Source organism: Kosakonia sp. ML.JS2a, assembly GCF_025642095.1.
GTDB lineage: Bacteria > Pseudomonadota > Gammaproteobacteria > Enterobacterales > Enterobacteriaceae.
Map to the genome: position 1 here is coordinate 4,403,055 of NZ_CP106754.1, position 20,068 is coordinate 4,423,122.

Annotated in this window: 17 protein-coding genes and 1 riboswitch; of the genes, 13 read left to right on the plus strand and 4 right to left on the minus strand. The window is 56.5% G+C overall.

Annotated elements, in window-relative coordinates; all coding sequences use genetic code 11:
• Positions 1 to 13 precede the first annotated feature (13 nt).
• The 5 genes from leuL (at position 14) to leuD (ending at position 4,879) form a co-directional block, all read left to right on the plus strand.
• Positions 14 to 100 carry a leu operon leader peptide gene (gene leuL / locus N7922_RS25330; RefSeq protein WP_134319006.1) on the plus strand — a complete coding sequence of 29 codons (87 nt, stop codon included), beginning with the start codon at positions 14 to 16 and terminating at the stop codon, positions 98 to 100.
• Between the two features lie 94 nt (positions 101 to 194).
• Entirely contained in the window at positions 195 to 1,766 is a 1,572-nt protein-coding gene (gene leuA / locus N7922_RS20785; protein ID WP_263098067.1) for a 2-isopropylmalate synthase, read from the plus strand.
• Positions 1,766 to 2,857 (plus strand): 3-isopropylmalate dehydrogenase, encoded by a 1,092-nt coding sequence (gene leuB, locus N7922_RS20790; protein ID WP_263098068.1) that lies wholly within the window; start codon positions 1,766 to 1,768, stop codon positions 2,855 to 2,857. Before leuA ends, leuB begins: the two co-directional genes overlap by 1 nt.
• Positions 2,858 to 2,859: 2 nt before the next feature.
• Positions 2,860 to 4,263: a 3-isopropylmalate dehydratase large subunit gene (gene leuC, locus N7922_RS20795; protein ID WP_263098069.1), complete on the plus strand. Its 1,404-nt coding sequence runs from the start codon at positions 2,860 to 2,862 to the stop codon at positions 4,261 to 4,263.
• A gap of 10 nt (positions 4,264 to 4,273) precedes the next feature.
• A complete protein-coding gene (leuD, locus tag N7922_RS20800) occupies positions 4,274 to 4,879 on the plus strand; it encodes a 3-isopropylmalate dehydratase small subunit (RefSeq protein ID WP_061497729.1) in 606 nt (201 codons plus the stop codon).
• A gap of 63 nt (positions 4,880 to 4,942) precedes the next feature.
• On the opposite strand, the gene N7922_RS20805 is transcribed toward leuD, so the two are convergent.
• Both N7922_RS20805 and sgrT read right to left on the minus strand, forming a co-directional pair.
• The gene (locus N7922_RS20805) at positions 4,943 to 6,121 is read right to left on the minus strand and encodes a sugar efflux transporter (protein WP_263098070.1); all 1,179 of its coding nucleotides are present in this window, start codon (positions 6,119 to 6,121) and stop codon (positions 4,943 to 4,945) included.
• A gap of 122 nt (positions 6,122 to 6,243) precedes the next feature.
• Positions 6,244 to 6,396, minus strand: a complete 153-nt coding sequence (gene sgrT, locus N7922_RS20810) for a glucose uptake inhibitor SgrT (RefSeq protein WP_263098071.1) — start codon at positions 6,394 to 6,396, stop codon at positions 6,244 to 6,246.
• 88 nt (positions 6,397 to 6,484) lie between these two features.
• Here sgrT and sgrR point away from each other — a divergent pair, with 88 nt between their 5' ends.
• The 4 genes from sgrR (at position 6,485) to thiQ (ending at position 11,561) form a co-directional block, all read left to right on the plus strand.
• The gene (gene sgrR, locus N7922_RS20815) at positions 6,485 to 8,140 is read left to right on the plus strand and encodes an HTH-type transcriptional regulator SgrR (protein ID WP_263098072.1); all 1,656 of its coding nucleotides are present in this window, start codon (positions 6,485 to 6,487) and stop codon (positions 8,138 to 8,140) included.
• 36 nt (positions 8,141 to 8,176) lie between these two features.
• A riboswitch (TPP riboswitch) is annotated at positions 8,177 to 8,276 on the plus strand.
• Positions 8,277 to 8,306: 30 nt separating this feature from the next.
• The gene (gene thiB / locus N7922_RS20820) at positions 8,307 to 9,290 is read left to right on the plus strand and encodes a thiamine ABC transporter substrate binding subunit (RefSeq protein WP_263098073.1); all 984 of its coding nucleotides are present in this window, start codon (positions 8,307 to 8,309) and stop codon (positions 9,288 to 9,290) included.
• Positions 9,266 to 10,876 carry a thiamine/thiamine pyrophosphate ABC transporter permease ThiP gene (thiP, locus tag N7922_RS20825; protein ID WP_263098074.1) on the plus strand — a complete coding sequence of 537 codons (1,611 nt, stop codon included), beginning with the start codon at positions 9,266 to 9,268 and terminating at the stop codon, positions 10,874 to 10,876. Before thiB ends, thiP begins: the two co-directional genes overlap by 25 nt.
• A complete protein-coding gene (gene thiQ / locus N7922_RS20830; protein WP_263098075.1) occupies positions 10,860 to 11,561 on the plus strand; it encodes a thiamine ABC transporter ATP-binding protein ThiQ in 702 nt (233 codons plus the stop codon). The genes thiP and thiQ overlap by 17 nt, the downstream gene beginning before the upstream one ends.
• On the opposite strand, the gene N7922_RS20835 is transcribed toward thiQ, so the two are convergent.
• The gene (locus N7922_RS20835) at positions 11,555 to 12,325 is read right to left on the minus strand and encodes a DedA family protein (RefSeq protein WP_263098076.1); all 771 of its coding nucleotides are present in this window, start codon (positions 12,323 to 12,325) and stop codon (positions 11,555 to 11,557) included. The genes thiQ and N7922_RS20835 overlap by 7 nt on opposite strands.
• 128 nt (positions 12,326 to 12,453) lie before the next feature.
• A complete protein-coding gene (gene araC / locus N7922_RS20840) occupies positions 12,454 to 13,299 on the minus strand; it encodes an arabinose operon transcriptional regulator AraC (protein WP_263098077.1) in 846 nt (281 codons plus the stop codon).
• Between the two features lie 335 nt (positions 13,300 to 13,634).
• Here araC and araB point away from each other — a divergent pair, with 335 nt between their 5' ends.
• The 4 genes from araB to polB all read left to right on the plus strand — a co-directional run bounded on the left by araB (position 13,635) and on the right by polB (position 20,067).
• Positions 13,635 to 15,326 carry a ribulokinase gene (gene araB / locus N7922_RS20845; protein WP_263098078.1) on the plus strand — a complete coding sequence of 564 codons (1,692 nt, stop codon included), beginning with the start codon at positions 13,635 to 13,637 and terminating at the stop codon, positions 15,324 to 15,326.
• 10 nt (positions 15,327 to 15,336) lie between these two features.
• Positions 15,337 to 16,839, plus strand: coding sequence for an L-arabinose isomerase (gene araA / locus N7922_RS20850; protein WP_263098079.1), 1,503 nt, complete (start codon positions 15,337 to 15,339; stop codon positions 16,837 to 16,839).
• 101 nt (positions 16,840 to 16,940) lie between these two features.
• Positions 16,941 to 17,636: an L-ribulose-5-phosphate 4-epimerase gene (gene araD, locus N7922_RS20855; RefSeq protein ID WP_263098080.1), complete on the plus strand. Its 696-nt coding sequence runs from the start codon at positions 16,941 to 16,943 to the stop codon at positions 17,634 to 17,636.
• A gap of 73 nt (positions 17,637 to 17,709) precedes the next feature.
• Entirely contained in the window at positions 17,710 to 20,067 is a 2,358-nt protein-coding gene (polB, locus tag N7922_RS20860; RefSeq protein WP_263098081.1) for a DNA polymerase II, read from the plus strand.
• Position 20,068: the final 1 nt, after the last annotated feature.

Genomic DNA, 20,068 nt, shown 5'->3' on the forward strand with positions numbered 1-20,068 from the left:
TGGAGCATGATTCATGATTCGCAACGTCGGTTTCGCTGGTCTACTACTACTAAACGCATCTCTCGTGCGCGGTAGACCGGTGGGCGACATTCAGAGTTGAATCGTCTTCCAGTTTAAGACTAAGAACCCGCGCCTTGGCGCGGGTTTTTTTATGCTCGTAGCGAGGCGACCTAAGAGAAAAAAGGACCTAAACCATGAGCCAGCAAGTCGTTATTTTCGATACCACATTACGCGATGGTGAACAGGCGTTACAGGCAAGCCTGAGCGTGAAAGAGAAGCTGCAAATCGCCCTGGCGCTGGAACGTATGGGTGTCGATGTGATGGAAGTCGGTTTCCCGGTTTCGTCCCCGGGTGATTTTGAATCCGTACAGACTATTGCGCGCCAAGTGAAAAATAGCCGGGTTTGCGCCCTCGCCCGCTGCGTGGAAAAAGATATCGACGTCGCAGCAGAATCGTTAAAAGTGGCAGAAGCATTTCGTATTCACACGTTTATCGCCACCTCGCCCATGCATATCGCCACCAAGTTGCGCAGCACGCTGGATGAAGTGATTGAACGTGCAATCTACATGGTAAAACGCGCACGCAATTATACCGACGATGTTGAGTTCTCCTGTGAAGACGCGGGCCGCACGCCGATTGCCGATCTGGCGCGCGTTGTGGAAGCAGCGATCAACGCAGGGGCAAAAACCATCAATATTCCGGACACCGTCGGTTACACCATGCCTTTTGAATTCGCCAACATCATTTCCGGCCTGTATGAGCACGTGCCGAATATTGATAAAGCGATTATCTCCGTTCACACCCATGATGACTTAGGTTTAGCCGTAGGCAACGCCATCGCTGCAGTGCATGCGGGTGCACGCCAGGTTGAAGGCGCAATGAACGGTATCGGCGAACGTGCCGGTAACTGTTCACTGGAAGAAGTGATCATGGCGATTAAAGTGCGCAAAGACATTATGAATGTGCATACCCGCATTAATCACAATGAAATCTGGCGCACCAGCCAGACGGTCAGTCAAATCTGCAACATGCCGATCCCGGCGAACAAAGCGATTGTCGGCACCGGCGCTTTCGCCCACTCCTCCGGTATTCACCAGGATGGCGTGCTGAAAAACCGTGAAAACTACGAAATCATGACCCCGGAATCCATCGGTCTGAACCAGGTACAGCTGAACCTGACCTCCCGTTCAGGTCGCGCGGCAGTTAAACACCGCATGGAAGAGATGGGCTACAAAGAAGCCGATTACAACCTGGATAACCTGTACGACGCCTTCCTGAAACTGGCGGATAAAAAGGGCCAGGTCTTTGATTACGATTTGGAAGCCCTGGCGTTCATTAACAAACAGCAGGAAGAGCCAGAACATTTCCGTCTGGACTATTTCAACGTGCAGTCGGGTTCCAACGATATCGCCACTGCCTCGGTGAAACTGGCCTGTGGAGACGAAATCAAAACGGAAGCTGCCAACGGCAACGGTCCGGTCGATGCTATCTATCAGGCCATTAACCGTGTCACCGAATACGACATTGAACTGGTGAAATACGGCTTGAGCGCCAAAGGCCACGGCAAAGACGCGCTGGGCCAGGTGGATATCGTGGTGAACTATAACGGCCGTCGTTTCCATGGCGTCGGTCTGGCGACCGACATTGTCGAATCCTCCGCCAAAGCCATGGTGCACGTGCTGAACAGTATCTGGCGCGCTGCCGAAGTTGAACAAGAATTGCAACGCAAAGCTCAGAACAAAGAGAACAACAAGGAAACCGTGTGATGTCGAAGAATTACCATATTGCTGTGTTGCCGGGCGATGGCATTGGCCCGGAAGTCATGGCGCAAGCCCTGAAAGTACTGGAAGCCGTGCGTAGCCGTTTTGGCATGCACATTACCACCAGCCATTATGACGTGGGCGGCATTGCAATTGACCGCCACGGGAACCCGTTGCCACAGGCAACGGTTGAAGGCTGCGAGCAGGCTGATGCCATTCTGTTTGGCTCCGTTGGCGGTCCGAAATGGGAAAATTTGCCCCCGGCACAGCAACCGGAGCGCGGTGCGCTGCTGCCGTTGCGTAAGCACTTTAAATTGTTCAGCAACCTGCGTCCGGCCAGGCTGTACCAGGGTCTGGAAGCATTTTGCCCGCTGCGCGAAGACATCGCAGCAAATGGCTTCGATATTCTGTGCGTGCGTGAATTAACCGGTGGTATCTACTTCGGTCAGCCAAAAGGGCGCGAAGGGACAGGTCAGCACGAGAAAGCGTTTGATACCGAGGTGTATCACCGTTTTGAGATCGAGCGCATCGCACGTATCGCCTTTGAATCGGCACGTAAGCGCCGTAAAAAAGTGCACTCTATCGACAAAGCTAACGTCCTGCAGACCTCGTTGTTATGGCGTGAAATCGTCAATGAAATCGCGCCGGAATACCCTGATGTTGAACTGGCTCATATGTATATCGACAACGCCACCATGCAGTTGATTAAAGATCCGTCCCAGTTCGATGTGCTGCTGTGTTCAAACCTGTTTGGCGACATTCTGTCTGATGAATGCGCCATGATCACGGGCTCCATGGGTATGCTGCCTTCAGCCAGTCTGAACGAGCAAGGGTTTGGTCTGTATGAACCGGCTGGCGGCTCAGCGCCGGATATCGCCGGTAAAAATATTGCTAACCCGATTGCACAGATCCTGTCGCTGGCGTTGTTACTGCGCTATAGCCTGGACGCTGACGATGCTGCTTCCGCTATCGAAAGCGCCATCAACCGTGCTTTAGAGGAAGGCGTACGCACCGGCGATTTAGCCCGCGGCGCTGCCGCCGTTAGTACCGATGAGATGGGCGACATCATCGCCCGCTATGTCGCTGAAGGGGTATGATCATGGCCAAGAGCTTGTATGAAAAATTGTTTGACGCCCACGTGGTCTATGAAGCGCCAAATGAAACCCCGCTGTTGTATATCGACAGGCATCTGGTGCATGAAGTGACGTCACCGCAGGCTTTTGATGGCCTGCGCGCGCATCACCGCCCGGTTCGTCAGCCGGGTAAAACCTTTGCCACCATGGATCACAACGTCTCCACGCAGACCAAAGACATCAACGCCTCCGGCGAGATGGCGCGCATCCAGATGCAGGAGCTGATCAAAAACTGTAACGAGTTCGGTGTTGAACTGTATGACCTGAACCATCCTTATCAGGGCATCGTCCACGTGATGGGGCCGGAACAGGGCATTACCCTGCCAGGCATGACCATTGTGTGTGGCGACTCTCATACCGCAACGCACGGCGCGTTTGGCGCGCTGGCCTTCGGCATCGGGACATCTGAAGTTGAACACGTACTGGCAACGCAAACCCTGAAACAGGGCCGCGCGAAGACCATGAAAATAGAAGTAAAAGGCAAAGCCGCGCCGGGTATCACCGCCAAAGATATCGTGCTGGCGATTATCGGTAAAACCGGCAGCGCAGGCGGTACCGGGCATGTGGTGGAGTTCTGCGGCGAGGCGATCCGCGCCCTGAGCATGGAAGGCCGGATGACGCTGTGCAACATGGCCATTGAGATGGGCGCAAAAGCAGGTCTGGTCGCACCGGATGAAACCACGTTCAACTATGTGAAGGGTCGTTTGCACGCGCCGAAGGGTAAAGATTTTGACGACGCCGTTGCGTACTGGAAAACCCTGAAGACCGACGAAGGCGCGGTCTTCGACACCGTGGTGACGCTGCAGGCGGAAGAGATTGCGCCGCAAGTGACCTGGGGCACCAACCCGGGTCAGGTTATCTCCGTGACCGACACGATCCCCGATCCGGCCTCCTTTGCCGATCCGGTAGAGCGCGCCTCCGCAGAAAAAGCGCTGGCCTATATGGGCCTCAAACCCGGCGTTCCGCTGACCGACGTGGCGATCGATAAAGTCTTTATCGGCTCCTGTACCAACTCACGCATTGAAGATTTGCGGGCGGCGGCAGAAATCGCCAAAGGGCGCAAAGTCGCACCGGGCGTTCAGGCTCTGGTAGTTCCTGGCTCCGGCCCGGTGAAAGCACAGGCAGAAGCAGAAGGCCTGGATAAGATCTTTATCGAAGCCGGTTTTGAATGGCGTTTGCCGGGCTGCTCTATGTGCCTGGCGATGAACAATGACCGCCTGAACCCTGGCGAGCGTTGCGCATCCACCAGTAACCGTAACTTTGAAGGCCGCCAGGGCCGCGGCGGACGCACGCACCTGGTCAGCCCGGCCATGGCTGCTGCCGCAGCTGTCACCGGCCATTTCGCTGATATTCGCAGCCTGCAGCAATAAGGAGACCACCATGGCAGAGAAATTTACCCAACATACCGGCCTGGTTGTTCCGCTGGATGCCGCTAACGTCGACACCGACGCTATTATCCCGAAGCAGTTTTTGCAGAAGGTCACGCGTACGGGGTTTGGCGCGCATCTGTTCAACGACTGGCGTTTTCTCGATGATCAGGGCCAGCAGCCGAACCCGGAGTTCGTGCTGAATTTTCCGCAATACAAAGGCGCATCGATTTTACTGGCGCGCGAAAACTTTGGTTGCGGCTCCTCGCGTGAACACGCACCGTGGGCGCTGACCGACTACGGTTTTAAGGTTGTTATCGCCCCGAGCTTTGCCGACATCTTCTATGGCAATAGCTTCAACAACCAGTTGCTGCCGGTTACGCTGAGCGATGAAGAGGTGGATACATTATTCAAACTGGTGCAAAGCAACCCGGGCATTACGTTTGAGGTTGACCTGGAAGCGCAGGTGGTAAAAGCAGGCGACAAGTCTTACAGCTTCACGCTTGACGCCTTCCGTCGCCACTGCATGCTGAACGGTCTGGACAGCATCGGCCTGACGTTGCAGCACGAAGACGCCATCGCCGCATACGAAAACAAACAGCCTGCCTTTATGGGCTAAATGAAACGCCATCCGGTGTATGGCCGGATGGCGGTTTGCGGGATACACAGGCCTGCCAGCTACTCACACATCTTTCACCTGACTGGTCAGCAGCAGCGCCATCACTGAAATCGCGGCAATCCCTGCATACACCGAGCCATGACCAAAACTTTGCGCCAGCACGCCCTGGATAACGCCCGCCAGGATGACGCCGGTAGAGATGCTGTTGGTGAACAATGTCGTTGCCGAGCCTGCGCGCCCCGGCATCAGATCCTGAAACCACAACATACCAATCCCGGCAACAATGCCAATAAACACCGCGTTAAACAGCTGCAAGACCAGCAATGCCGTCTGGCTATGAAAGAACATTAACCCCACATAGAACAGTACGCCCGCCGCGACCGCAGTCACCATCATGCGCCGCTTGCCCACGCGTTTGACCACATAACCGGCCAGGATCATCGCCGGGATCTCCAGCCCTGCTGCCGTCCCCATCAGGATCCCGGCCAGCTTGTCCGGCAGACCAAGCTCAAGGCTTATCCACAGTGGCATATCAATGATGTACATGGTGTTGCAGGTCCACATCAGCGTGGAGGCGATAAACAACATGCGTACGTTCTTATCACGCCAGCCACCCACCTGCGTTACCGCCACATCGGCTGGCTGCGCAATACGCGCGACCGAGGGCAACCAAAAAGCAATTAACACCAGGCTAATCACAAAAAGCCCGGCGGCAATGGTGAACATAGCGGTAAAGCCGTAATTCAACGCCAGCATAAACGCCAGCGGCGGGCCAATGACCCAGGCCAGTGAAAGTTGCGCACGCATGACCGAGCTGAACATCACCACTTCCCGCGCGGAGCTGTCTGCGTACTCACGAGCCAGCGCAAAAAGTTGCGGCATGGCGGTATTGGCCAGTGAGGCCAGCAATACGCCGCAGGTAATTAATGTCAGATAATGGCGGTTAAACGCGAAGAGCAATGCATTGCCCACTGCCATCAGGCAGCAAAAGAGGATCAATTTCCGGCGATCGCCCTGGCTGTCGGAGCGTTTTGCCAGCCAGAGACTTACCAGGATCCCGGCGATCGCATTGACGGTATAAAAGAGTCCAACCCAGAATGGCTCCGCACCCACTTCACGGCTTAGAAACAGACTGAGCGTCGGCGCCTGCACAGCCCCGGCAACTCCCATCATAAATGCGACGATCATAAAAGCGACGTACACACCGTTCAGGCGGCGTCCCATCGTCATCAACCAGAGCATGAGCAATTCCTTGTCAAAGGCGAAAAAAGCGTTGAAATAATAAATGAAAAAAGCCAGCAAAAAAGATTTTGCTGGCGCAGGCGATTAGCACCTAATACTCAGTCACACATGATGGCCGCGAATCAGCCTTTCCGGATCGGCGTTGTCACGTCCCACTGCATCAATTCTTCCAGCATTTTCAGGCGCGACCTTGCGCTCTGACAGGCGAGCCAGCATGCATCCTGCGTGGCGAGAAAATAGTCCAGATAAAACCGCCGTGTGGATGATCCTTTCATAATCACCTCCTCGCTTTCATCACGGAGAATTATTGGCTTAATATAGGGATTAATAAATTGCTGAGTTTCTGCCAGGAGTTCCCCTTTTATGTCGTCCGGTCGCCTGCAACAACAGTTCATCCGTCTGTGGCAATGCTGCGATGGAAAATCCCAGGAAACCACGCTCAATGAGCTGGCGGAGTTGCTCAGTTGCTCGCGGCGTCACATGCGTACGCTGCTGAATACCATGCAGGATCGCGGGTGGCTAACGTGGGATGCCGAAGCCGGGCGCGGCAAGCGATCGCGCCTGACCTTCCTCTATACCGGCCTTGCGCTGCAACAGCAGCGCGCCGAAGATCTGCTGGAGCAGGATCGTATCGATCAGCTTGTGCAACTGGTGGGGGATAAAACCGCGGTTCGCCAGATGTTGGTCTCTCATCTCGGTCGCAGCTTTCGCAGCGGTCGGCATATCCTGCGCGTGCTCTATTACCGGCCACTGCGCAACCTGCTGCCCGGTACAGCCTTGCGGCGTTCCGAAACCCACATGGCGCGGCAAATCTTCAGTGCGCTGACGCGTATAAATGAGGAAAACGGGGAACTGGAAGCGGATATTGCCCACCACTGGAAGTCGATATCGCCTCTGCACTGGCGCTTTTATTTACGTCCCGGCATCCATTTTCACCACGGCCGTGAATTAGACATGAGCGATGTGATTGCCTCACTCCAGCGCGCAACCTCGCTGCCGCTGTACTCCCATATTCGCGAAGTGCTCTCGCCTACACCGTGGACGCTGGATATTCATCTCACGCAACCGGATAACTGGCTGCCCTGGTTAATGGGCTATGTTCCGTCGATGATCCTGCCGCGTGAGTGGAACACACTGGGTAATTTCGCCAGTCAACCGATTGGCACCGGTCCTTACACCGTCACGCGGAATACCAGCAACCAGCTAAAGATCCATGCTTTTGACGATTACTTCGGCTTTCGCGCCCTGATCGATGAGGTCAATGTCTGGGTATTACCGGACCTGGCCGACGAACCGACCAGCGGCCTGACGCTGGAGGGACCGACCGACGGTGAAAAAGCCGTGGAGAGCCGCCTCGAAGAGGGTTGCTACTACCTGTTGTTCGACGCCCGCTCCAGCCGTGGTGCCAACCCTGAAGTCAGAGAATGGGTCAGTCAGATTCTCTCGCCGACCAATTTGCTGTGGCATGCCAACGAACAATACCAACGTTACTGGTTCCCGGCGTATGGCCTGCTGCCACGCTGGCACCATGCGCGCCCCGGCAGTGGAGAGAAGCCCGCCGGACTGGAAACTCTGACCCTGACGTTTTATCGCGAGCATAATGAGCACGAAGCGCTCTCCCGCACCATGAGCACCTTACTGGCGCAGCAAGGCGTGAAACTGATCGTACAGGAAGTGGATTACGAGGAGTGGCACCGCGGCGACGCCGCCAGCGATATCTGGCTCAACAGCGCCAACTTTACCCTGCCGCTGGATTTCTCGGTGTTTGCTAACCTGTATGAGGTCCCACTGGTACAACACTGTATTCAGCGTGACTGGCAGGCAGATGCCGCACAGTGGCGCAAAGGGGAAATGAATCTTGCCATCTGGTCGCAACAACTGCTGGCCAGCAAAGCCATTGTGCCGCTGATTCACCACTGGTTAATGATCCAGGGCCAGCGTTCCATGCGCGGCCTGCGTATGAACACCTTAGGCTGGTTCGATTTTAAATCCGCCTGGTTTGCGCCACCGGATCCATAAGGCTTTCGCATTTTTTACCAAATCATTACAATAGCGGCGTTCTCAACGGGGTGCTGCGCCATGGCGTGTGCTGAGAAAATACCCGTCGAACCTGATCCGGATAACGCCGGCGAAGGGATTTGAGGCTATTGCTCAAAATCCTTTGCCACCCATTTTGAGGTGCAAAGTGTTAAAAAAATCATTGCCATTCCTGCTGCTGATCGCAGCGCCTGTTTTTGCCAAACCTGTACTGACCGTGTACACCTACGACTCCTTCGCCGCCGAGTGGGGGCCAGGTCCTGCGGTCAAAAAAGCTTTTGAAGCCGACTGTAACTGCGAACTGAAATTCGTGACGCTGGAAGATGGCGTTTCGCTGCTTAACCGCCTGCGCATGGAGGGTAAAAACAGCAAAGCCGACGTGGTGCTGGGGCTGGATAACAACCTGCTGGAAGCCGCAACGCAGACAAATCTGTTCGCCAAAAGCGGCGTCGCCACTGATGCGATCAGCGTACCTGGCGGCTGGAAGAACGACACATTTGTCCCGTTTGACTATGGCTGGTTCGCCTTTGTTTACGATAAAAACAAGCTGAAAAACCCGCCGAAAAGCCTGAAAGAGCTGGTCGAAAGCGATCAAAAATGGCGCATCATTTACGAAGATCCCCGCACCAGTACGCCGGGTCTGGGTCTGCTGCTGTGGATGCAAAAAGTCTATGGCGACAAAGCCCCGGAAGCCTGGCAGAAACTGGCGGCGAAAACGGTCACCGTCACCAAAGGCTGGAGCGAAGCCTACGGTCTGTTTTTGAAAGGGGAAAGCGACCTGGTGCTGAGCTACACCACCTCGCCGGCTTACCATCTGATCGAAGAGAAAAAAGATAACTATGCAGCGGCGAATTTCAGCGAAGGCCACTATTTACAGGTAGAAGTCGCCGCACGCACCGCCGCCAGCAAACAGCCTGAACTGGCCGGGAAATTCCTCAAATTTATGGTTTCGCCCTCTTTCCAGAACACCATTCCCACTGGCAACTGGATGTATCCGGTGAGCAATGTCACGTTGCCTGCCGGTTTTGAAACGCTGGTGAAACCACAAACCTCTCTCGAATATAGCCCGCAGGATGTCGCCGCACAGCGCGCGGGTTGGATTAATGCATGGCAACGCGCCGTCAGCCGCTAATAGCAGGCTGGCTGCTCCCCGGCATCACCGCCGCCACCCTCATGGTGGCGGTGGCGCTGGCGGCATTTTTCGCACTCTGGCAAAACGCACCGGCGACCGGACTCACCGCGTTCCTGCAGGACAGCTACTTGTGGCATGTGGTGCGTTTTTCCTTCTGGCAGGCCTTCCTCTCCGCCCTGTTTTCGGTCGCCCCGGCGATTTTCCTTGCCCGTGCGCTCTACCGACGGCGCTTTCCTGGCCGACTCGCACTGCTGCGCCTGTGCGCGATGACGCTGATCCTGCCGGTGCTGGTCGCCGTGTTCGGTATCCTCAGCGTGTATGGTCGTCAGGGCTGGCTTGCCACGCTCTGCCACGCGCTTGGGCTGGAATGGACCTTCTCACCGTATGGTTTGCAGGGCATTTTGTTAGCCCACATTTTCTTTAACCTGCCGATGGCCTCGCGTTTGTTGTTGCAGTCGCTGGAGCAAATCCCCGGTGAGCAGCGGCAGTTGGCAGCACAACTGGGCATGCGCGGCTGGTCCTTCTTCCGCTTTGTGGAGTGGCCATGGCTGCGCCGCCAGATACCGGCGGTTGCCGCGCTGATTTTTATGCTCTGTTTCGCCAGTTTTGCCACGGTGTTGTCGCTGGGCGGCGGGCCGCAGGCGACCACCATTGAGCTGGCTATCTATCAGGCATTAAGTTTCGACTTTGATCCCACCCGCGCCGCGATGCTGGCGCTGATCCAGATGCTCTGTTGCCTGGGCCTGGTGCTGCTCAGTCAACGTTTAAGCAAAGCGATTGCCGTCGGTAGCCATCAGATCCAGGGCTGGCGTAACCCGGAAGATCGGCTGTTTAGCCGGATCGCCGATAGCACACTGATCGTCCTGGCGCTGTTACTGCTGCTCCCTCCGTTACTGGCGGTGATCGTCGATGGCTTCAACCTGAGCTTACTCAGGGTACTGTCTGAACCGGTACTGTGGCAGGCGGTGTGGACTTCCCTGCGCATTGCGCTGGCTGCGGGGATTTTGTGTGTTGTGCTGACCATGATGCTGCTGTGGAGTAGCCGCGAGCTCCGCGCGCGTGAGCGGCGGATCGCCGGGCAAGCCATGGAGTTGAGCGGAATGCTGATTCTGGCGATGCCGGGGATCGTGCTGGCGACCGGCTTCTTTTTGCTGTTCAACAGCAGCATCGGCGTACCCACTTCTGCCGATGGCATCGTGATCTTCACCAACGCGCTGATGGCGATCCCTTACGCGCTAAAAGTGCTGGAAAACCCAATGCGTGATTTGACGGCGCGTTACAGCGTGCTGTGCCAGTCGCTGGGCATGCTGGGTTTTCAGCGCCTGCGGGTGGTGGAGCTGCCCGCGCTGAAACGCCCGCTGGCGCAGGCGCTGGCCTTTGCCTGCGTGCTCTCCATTGGCGATTTTGGCGTTGTGGCGCTGTTTGGCAATGATGACTTTCGCACCTTACCGTTTTATCTGTATCAGCAAATCGGCGCTTACCGCAGCCAGGATGGTGCCGTCACCGCACTGCTTTTGCTGCTGCTCTGTTTTGCATTATTCACCGTGATTGAAAAACTTCCGGGCCGCCATGCTAAGACTGATTGATGTCACCTGGCTTTACCAGCATCTGCCGATGCGCTTCACGCTCTCCGTCGAACGGGGAGAGCACATTGCCGTTCTCGGCCCCAGCGGTGCAGGGAAAAGTACGCTACTGAATCTGATTGCCGGGTTTCTGACCCCGGCCAGCGGCACGTTGATGATAGAGGGCGTCACACACACGACAACACCGCCGTCACAGCGCCCGGTGTCCATGCTGTTTCAGGAAAACAACCTGTTTACCCACCTGACCGTGCGCCAGAACATCGGTCTGGGGCTTAACCCCGGGCTGAAACTGAATCACAATCAGCAGGAAAAACTGGCCACAATTGCCGCCACAATGGGGCTTGAGACGCTGCTGGATCGGCTGCCGGATCAGCTCTCCGGCGGTCAGCGTCAGCGTGTAGCGCTTGCCCGTTGCCTGGTGCGCGAACAACCGCTGCTGCTGTTGGACGAACCCTTCTCCGCCCTCGATCCGGCGCTGCGCCAGGAGATGCTGGCCCTGGTGCAGGAAGTGTGCCGTCGTCAGCAATTAACGTTGCTGATGGTCTCGCACAGCGTTGAGGACGCTGCGCGCATTGCTGAGCGTTCGCTGGTTATCGCCGATGGGCGTATCGCCTGGGATGGGAAGACCACCGACCTGCTGAGCGGCAAACCGGCGGTGTCGGCGTTGCTGGGCATTCGCGGTCAGTAACCGCGGATCACTTTGCCCAGAATGTTGAGGTAAACCGGCATCAGCGGGTGTTCCATCAGCGTGAAAACGGCGATCGCCGCTGCGCCCATCATCCCCGGCCCCAGCCAGAGTAAACGCTGGCGCGGCAGGTAAGTGGTTAAACGATCGATCCCGGCCTTACCCGAGCGCCACAGACGCCAGCACAGCCAGAACGCCAGCCACAGCAGCAGCGCCGCCAGCAGCAGCAACCATTTGAAATTGCCGCTTTGCATATCCGCAGGAATATCGATTGCCGCCCCCGCCAGAATGCCGGGCAGGAAGTAAAAAGGAGGCCACAGCAGGCAACCGAGAATGTTCGGCGGCAGGAATTTACTGACCGGCAGATCCAGCATCCCCGCCACCATCGGCACCAGCGGGCGCGTCGGCCCGACAAAACGCCCCACCAGAATGGTGAACAGGCTGTGCTGATGCAGTGCATGTTCGGTTTTATCCAGCAGCGCTTTGTTCTTTTTCATAAACGACCAGCGGTGCAACGGGGCTTTGAAACGCCAGCCCAGCCAGTACGAGATCCAGTCGCCCAGCAGACAACCGACAATGCCCGCTAACCATGCCTGCCAGAAATTGACTTCACCGCTGCCAATCAGCGCGCCCAGCGCCGCCATCATTACCGTGCCGGGCAGGATCAGCCCGACCAGCGCCAGCGACTCGAAAAACGCCACCAGCGCAATCGCCGCCAGGGAGTAAGTGGCGGATTGGGTAATAAAATGTTCCAGCAGTGCTTCCATAACCTGTCCTGTTCAGCAATGAAGGCCGGATTCTCCGGAGGGGAGCCGCGAGCGTCAAGCCTTCAATTATCTGAAAATTTTACAGGCTATATCCTTTTTCAGAACCAACCATTGCCAATCTTTACGAATTATTCACATCCTGCACGGAATTCACTCGGGCTGGCTCCGGTGCATTTTTTAAACACCCGGGAAAAGTAGAGCTGATCGTCAAACCCGACATTGCGCCCGACGCTGGCAATCGGCATGCGCGTAGTGCTGAGCAGCAATTTGGCCTGACTGATGCGCTGATCCTCGCGCCAGCTCAGCACACTCACCCCAAGTTGCTGGCGAAACAGGTGCGAAAGCCGCGAAGGCGACAGGCAGACATGCTGCGCAACGCCAGCAATATCAAAATGGTTATCCGCCAGATGATCGCTAATGTACTGGCAGGCATCGCGCACGCGGTTATCCAGCGGCGGATGCAACGATTCGTTGATCGCTTCCATTCTGCGCAACAGCAGTTGTTCCAGCAGGTTGATCGCAAGATGTTCGGCATAGCGTCCGGCACTTTGCCCGGCATCGATAATTTGCGCGAAAAGCTCGCGAAAACGCGCCATATTCGCCTCATCGGGGCGGTAAAAACCGGTTTGTGCAAAAAGCGTCGGCCAGCTTAACCACTCGTGCCAGTAGGCGCGCGGACGGAAGTAAACCCACTGGTGATACCATTCGGAGGCATCCGGATGGCGACCATAATGGTGAATTTCCCCTGGTGGAAAGAGCAGAATATCCCCCGGATGGCAGATAAACTGTTTACCGTGATTTTTCACAATCCCTTCACCGCGCACGGTGAGGTTCAGGATAAAGCCTTTCATCCCCAGCGGACGATCGATAAAAAAATCGAGATAACCGTCCGCCTCTATGGGCGTCAAACCCGCCACCAAATGCGCATTAAACGAGTAGCCAGGCAGCAGTGGATCATTTTGTGATTCAGCCATAAACGCAATACTCCCGTGCTCGGCAAAGAAACCAATTGTCCATATTGACAATCCCTTCACTTCTCCGCCATCTGCGGACAAATGGCATAAACGCCATTATCACCTAATCCCGCCAGATAAAAGCGATTACGCCTTTCTGACGCCTTCTCGCAGGGTTAAAAGGGATAACGGAAGTGTCTATAAAGGTGGCAGAAATGTCCACATCGAATTTTTGCACGGCGTCACACTTTGCGATGCCACAGCAATTTAGTCCATAAGATTAGCGGATCCTGCCTGACGGTTTTTGCCGCCGCTCACTATGTTTTTCCTAACGGTTATTCTTATGGAGCAACACAATGGCAATCACAATTGGCCTCGATTTCGGCAGCGATTCAGTACGTGCGCTGGCGGTAGACTGCACATCCGGGGCGGAGCTCGCCACCAGTGTGGAATGGTATCCGCGCTGGCAGGAAGGGCGCTATTGCGACGCACCGCATAACCAGTTCCGTCACCACCCGCGGGATTACATTGAGTCGATGGAAGCCGCGCTCAAAACAGTGCTGGCGGAATTAAGCGATGCTCAGCGAGCGGAGATCAAGGGCATTGGTGTGGACAGTACCGGCTCAACACCGGCGCCGATTGATGCTGAAGGTCGAGTGCTGGCGCTGCGACCCGAATTCGCCGACAACCCGAACGCCATGTTTGTGTTGTGGAAAGATCACACCGCCGTTGAAGAAGCAGAAGCGATCACCCGCTTGTGCCACACGCCGGGTAGCACGGACTACTCCCGTTATATTGGCGGTATTTACTCCAGTGAATGGTTCTGGGCAAAAATCCTGCACGTGACTCGCGCCGACAGCGCCGTCGCCCAGGCGGCAGCATCGTGGATTGAGCTCTGCGACTGGGTTCCCGCCCTGCTCTCCGGCACCACGCGTCCGGAAGCCATTCGTCGCGGCCGTTGCAGCGCCGGGCATAAATCCTTATGGCATGAAAGCTGGGGCGGTCTGCCTCCGGCATCGTTCTTCGACGCGCTGGATCCGATAATCAATAAACATCTGGACTGGCCGCTGTTTCGCGAAACCTATACCGCAGACTTACCGGTCGGCACACTGACCGCCGAATGGGCGCAACGCCTCGGGCTTTCCGAATCCGTGGTGATCTCCGGCGGGGCCTTTGACTGTCATATGGGTGCCGTGGGCGCAGGGGCGCAACCGAACACGCTGGTGAAAGTAATTGGCACCTCGACCTGCGACATTCTGATCGCCGACAAACAGAGCGTGGGCGATCGCGCAGTGAAAGGCATTTGCGGTCAGGTCGACGGCAGCGTGGTTCCGCAGTTTATTGGTCTGGAAGCCGGGCAATCCGCGTTTGGCGATATCTACGCCTGGTTTGGTCGCATCCTCTGCTGGCCGCTGGAACAACTGGCGCAGCAGCATCCGGAACTGAAAACGCACATCAAAGCCAGCCAGAAACAGCTTCTGCCCGCACTGACTGACGCATGGGTGAAAAATCCGTCTCTTGAACATCTGCCGGTGGTGCTCGACTGGTTTAACGGTCGGCGCACGCCTAATGCCAACCAACGCCTGAAAGGCGTTATCACTGACCTCAATCTGGCTACCGATGCGCCCGCGCTATTTGGCGGCCTGATTGCCGCAACCGCCTTTGGCGCACGCGCCATTATGGAGTGCTTTACCGAACAGGGGATCGCCGTTGACAACGTGATGGCGTTGGGCGGCATTGCACGTAAAAACATCGGCGTAATGCAGGCCTGCTGCGACGTGCTCAACCGTCCGCTTCAGGTTGTCGCCTCCGAGCAATGCTGCGCCCTGGGCGCGGCGATCTTTGCTGCCGTGGCGGCGGAAGTCCATGCGGATATCCCGGCGGCGCAGCAGAAGATGGCCAGCGCCATCGAAAAAACCCTGCAGCCTTCGCCGCAGGCGCAACAGTTTGAACGGCTCTATCGTCGCTATCAGCAGTGGGCGAAGAGCGCCGAGCAGCACTATCTCCCTTCAGCCGCGACAGTCTCGCAGGCCGCTTTAACTCATTAAGGACAAGATCATGACTATTTTCGACAATTATGAAGTGTGGTTCGTCATTGGCAGCCAGCACCTGTATGGGCCGGAAGCCCTGAAACAGGTGACGAAGCATGCCGAACAGGTGGTCAACGCCCTCAATGCCGAAGCGAAATTACCCTGTAAGCTGGTGCTGAAACCGTTGGGAACCTCGCCTGATGAGATCACTGCCATTTGCCGCGACGCCAACTATGACGACAAATGCGCCGGGATGGTGGTATGGCTGCATACCTTCTCCCCGGCCAAAATGTGGATCAACGGCCTGACTATCCTCAACAAACCGCTGTTGCAATTCCACACCCAGTTCAACGCGTCCCTGCCGTGGGACAGCATTGATATGGACTTTATGAACCTTAACCAGACAGCGCACGGCGGCCGCGAATTCGGCTTTATTGGTGCGCGTATGCGTCTGCAACACAGCGTTGTGACCGGCCACTGGCAGGACAAACACGCCCATACGCGCATCGGCGCGTGGATGCGTCAGGCGGTTTCCAAACAGGACACCCGTCATCTGAAAGTGGTGCGTTTCGGCGATAACATGCGCGAAGTGGCGGTGACCGACGGCGATAAAGTCGCGGCGCAAATCAAGTTCGGCTTCTCGGTCAATACCTGGGGCGTGGGCGATTTGGTGCAGGTGGTCAACGCCGTCAGCGATGGCGATGTTAACGCGCTGGTGGATGAGTACGAAGGCAGCTACCGCCTGACCCCGGCGGCGCAGGTGCATGGCGATAAACGTCAGAACGTCTTTGATGCCGCCCGTATTGAACTGGGTATGAAACGCTTTCTTGAAGAAGGCGGCTTCCACGCCTTTACCACCACCTTTGAAGATTTGCATGGACTGAAACAGTTGCCAGGCCTGGCGGTACAGCGTCTGATGCAACAAGGTTACGGTTTTGCCGGCGAGGGCGACTGGAAGACCGCTGCGCTGCTGCGCATCATGAAAGTGATGTCCGGCGGACTGGCGGGCGGCACCTCCTTTATGGAGGATTACACCTATCACTTCGAAAACGGCAACGACATGGTGCTGGGCTCCCACATGCTGGAAGTCTGCCCAAGCATTGCCACGCATGAAAAACCGATCCTCGATGTGCAACACCTTGGCATTGGCGGCAAAGCCGATCCGGCACGTTTGATCTTCTCTACCCAAACCGGCCCGGCGATTAACGCCAGCCTGATCGATCTGGGGGATCGTTTCCGCCTGTTGGTGAATTGCGTGGATGCGGTGAAAACCCCGCATGATCTGCCGAAACTGCCGGTCGCTAACGCATTGTGGAAAGCGCAGCCGGATCTGCCTACCGCATCGGAAGCCTGGATCCTTGCCGGTGGCGCGCACCATACCGTCTTTAGCCAGGCCCTGACCCTCGACGATATGCGCCAGTTCAGCGAGCTGCACGATGTTGAGCTGACCGTCATCGATAACGACACCCGCCTGCCGGCATTTAAAGATGCCCTGCGCTGGAACGAAGTTTATTACGGTTCAAAACGTTAAACCTTCGCGCTTACGCCCGGTGACGCTTCATTCACCGGGCCGACAAACCCCGCAGGCCGGATACGCGCAGCGCTGTCCGGCAACGTTTTCAGGAGAGGAGTATGCTCGAAGATCTCAAACGTCAGGTGCTGGAAGCCAACCTGGCGCTGCCAAAACATAACCTGGTCACCCTGACCTGGGGCAACGTCAGCGCCGTCGATCGCGACAAAGGCGTACTGGTGATTAAACCCTCTGGCGTTGATTACAGCGTGATGACTGCCAACGATATGGTGGTGGTCGATATCGCTACCGGGGAAGTGGTCGAGGGGCAGAAAAAGCCGTCATCGGACACGCCCACCCACCGCTTGCTGTACCAGGCTTTCCCGACGATTGGCGGCATTGTGCACACCCATTCGCGGCACGCCACCATCTGGTCACAGGCGGGTCAGCCGATCCCAGCGACCGGCACCACGCATGCTGACTACTTCTATGGTGAAATCCCCTGCACGCGCAAGATGACCGATGAAGAGATTAACGGCGAGTACGAGTGGGAAACCGGCAATGTGATCGTCGAAACCTTTGAAAGAAAAGGTATCGATCCGGCGCAAATGCCCGGTGTGCTGGTGCATTCCCATGGGCCGTTTGCGTGGGGCAAAAATGCCGACGATGCAGTGCATAACGCCATCGTGCTGGAAGAAGTGGCCTATATGGGCATTTTCTGCCGCCAGCTCGAACCGCGCCTGCCGCCGATGCAGCAAACCCTGCTGGATAAGCACTATCTGCGTAAACATGGCGCCAAAGCCTATTACGGGCAATAACTGTATAAAACCACAGCTTATCACACCGAACCAGGCTATAATCTTGCCTGGTTTTGTTTTATGAGAGAACGCTGTGGCGCAAGCGCGAGAAGGCTTTTTATTAACCCGACACTGGCGGGATACCCCCGGCGGTACCGAGGTGGAGTTCTGGCTGGCAACCAACAGTGGCCCGCTGCGCGTAGTCTTGCCGCCGCAGGAATCGGTCGCTTTTATTCCCGCCGCCCATGTGGAAAAAGCCAAACTCCTGCTGCGCAGTGAAAGCCACTGGCGTTTAACGCCCCTGAGCCTGACGGATTTCCACCGTCAACCGGTTTACGGCCTCTACTGCCGCGGTCATCGCCAGCTCATGCGTATCGAAAAAGCGCTGCGCGAAGGCGGCATCACCGTGTATGAAGCCGATGTGCGCCCGCCTGAACGCTTTCTGATGGAACGCTTTATCACCGCGCCGGTGTGGGCCGATGGCGAGAGTCAGGGAACGGCGCTGGTCAATGCACGCCTAAAACCCAACCCGCACTACCGCCCGCCGCTGAAATGGGTCTCGCTGGATATCGAAACCAGCCGCCACGGCGAGCTTTATTGTATCGGCCTTGAAAGCTGCGGGCAGCGCACGGTGTATATGCTCGGGCCAGAGAACGGCAATCCGCAGGAGGTGGATTTCGATCTGGAGTATGTCGCCAGTCGCCCGCAATTGCTGGAAAAACTCAACGCCTGGTTTGCTCAACACGATCCGGATGTGATCATCGGCTGGAACCTGGTGCAGTTCGATCTGCGGGTCCTGCAAAATAGCGCTGAACGTTATCGCGTTCCGTTGACGCTTGGCCGTCAGGGCAGCGAACTGGAGTGGCGAGAGCACGGCTTTAAAAATGGCGTCTTCTTTGCTCAAGCCACCGGCCGGTTGATTATCGATGGCATTGAAGCGCTGAAGTCCGCCTTCTGGAATTTCTCGTCTTTCTCCCTGGAAGCCGTGTCGCGGGAGCTGCTCGGTGAGGGGAAAGCCATTGATAATCCGTGGGATCGGATGGACGAAATCGATCGTCGCTTTGCCGAAGACAAACCGGCGCTCGCCACTTATAACCTGAAAGATTGCGAGCTGGTCACACGCATTTTCCATAAAACCGAGATCATGCCATTCCTGCTGGAGCGTGCGACAGTCAATGGCTTACCGGTTGACCGGCATGGCGGTTCAGTCGCCGCGTTTAGCCACCTCTATTTTCCCCGTATGCACCGCGCGGGCTTTGTGGCGCCGAATCTTGGCGAGGTGCCGCCACAAGCCAGTCCCGGCGGCTATGTGATGGATTCACGGCCCGGACTGTATGACTCAGTGCTGGTGCTTGACTATAAGAGCCTGTACCCCTCGATTATCCGCACGTTTCTGATTGATCCTGTTGGCCTGGTCGAAGGAATGGCGCAGCCGGATAACGCACACAGCACAGAGGGCTTTCTTGGCGCCTGGTTCTCGCGAGAGAAACACTGCCTGCCGGAGATCGTCGGGCAAATCTGGCACGGGCGGGACGACGCCAAGCGCCAGGGCAACAAGCCGCTCTCACAAGCGCTGAAGATCATTATGAATGCCTTTTACGGCGTGCTCGGCACCAGCGCCTGCCGCTTCTTCGATCCTCGCCTGGCCTCGTCGATCACCATGCGCGGCCATGAGATCATGCGCCAGACCAAAGCGCTGATCGAAGAGCAGGGTTATGACGTGATTTATGGCGACACGGACTCGACCTTTGTCTGGCTCAAAAAACCGCACAGCGAGGAAGAGGCTGCGCGTATTGGCAACGCGCTGGTCGAACAGGTAAACGCGTGGTGGTCTGCGCATCTGCGGGCGCAGGGACTGGAGAGTGCGTTGGAGCTGGAGTTTGAAACCCACTTTTGCCGTTTTTTAATGCCAACGATTCGCGGCACGGAACTGGGCAGTAAAAAGCGTTACGCCGGGTTGATTCAGGAAGGCGATAACCAGCGCATGGTGTTTAAAGGGCTGGAAACCGTTCGCACTGACTGGACGCCGCTGGCGCAACAGTTTCAGCAAAGCCTTTACCTGCGCATTTTTCGTAATGAGCCCTATCAGGATTATGTGCGCGAAACCATCGCCAGCCTGATGGCGGGCGAACTGGATGAGCAACTGGTCTATCGCAAACGCCTGCGTAGAGCGCTGAAGGATTATGAACGCAATGTACCGCCGCACGTTCGCGCCGCCAGGCTGGCGGATGAAGAAAACCGTAAACGCGGCCGCCCTGCGCAGTATCAGAACCGCGGCACTATCCACTATGTCTGGACCACCAGCGGCCCTGAGCCAGTGGACTACCAGCATTCGCCACTGGATTACGATCACTATCTGAGTAAACAACTTCAGCCGGTTGCGGAAGGAATTCTCCCTTTCATTGACGATGATTTTGCTACACTACTGACAGGGCAACTGGGATTATTTTAAA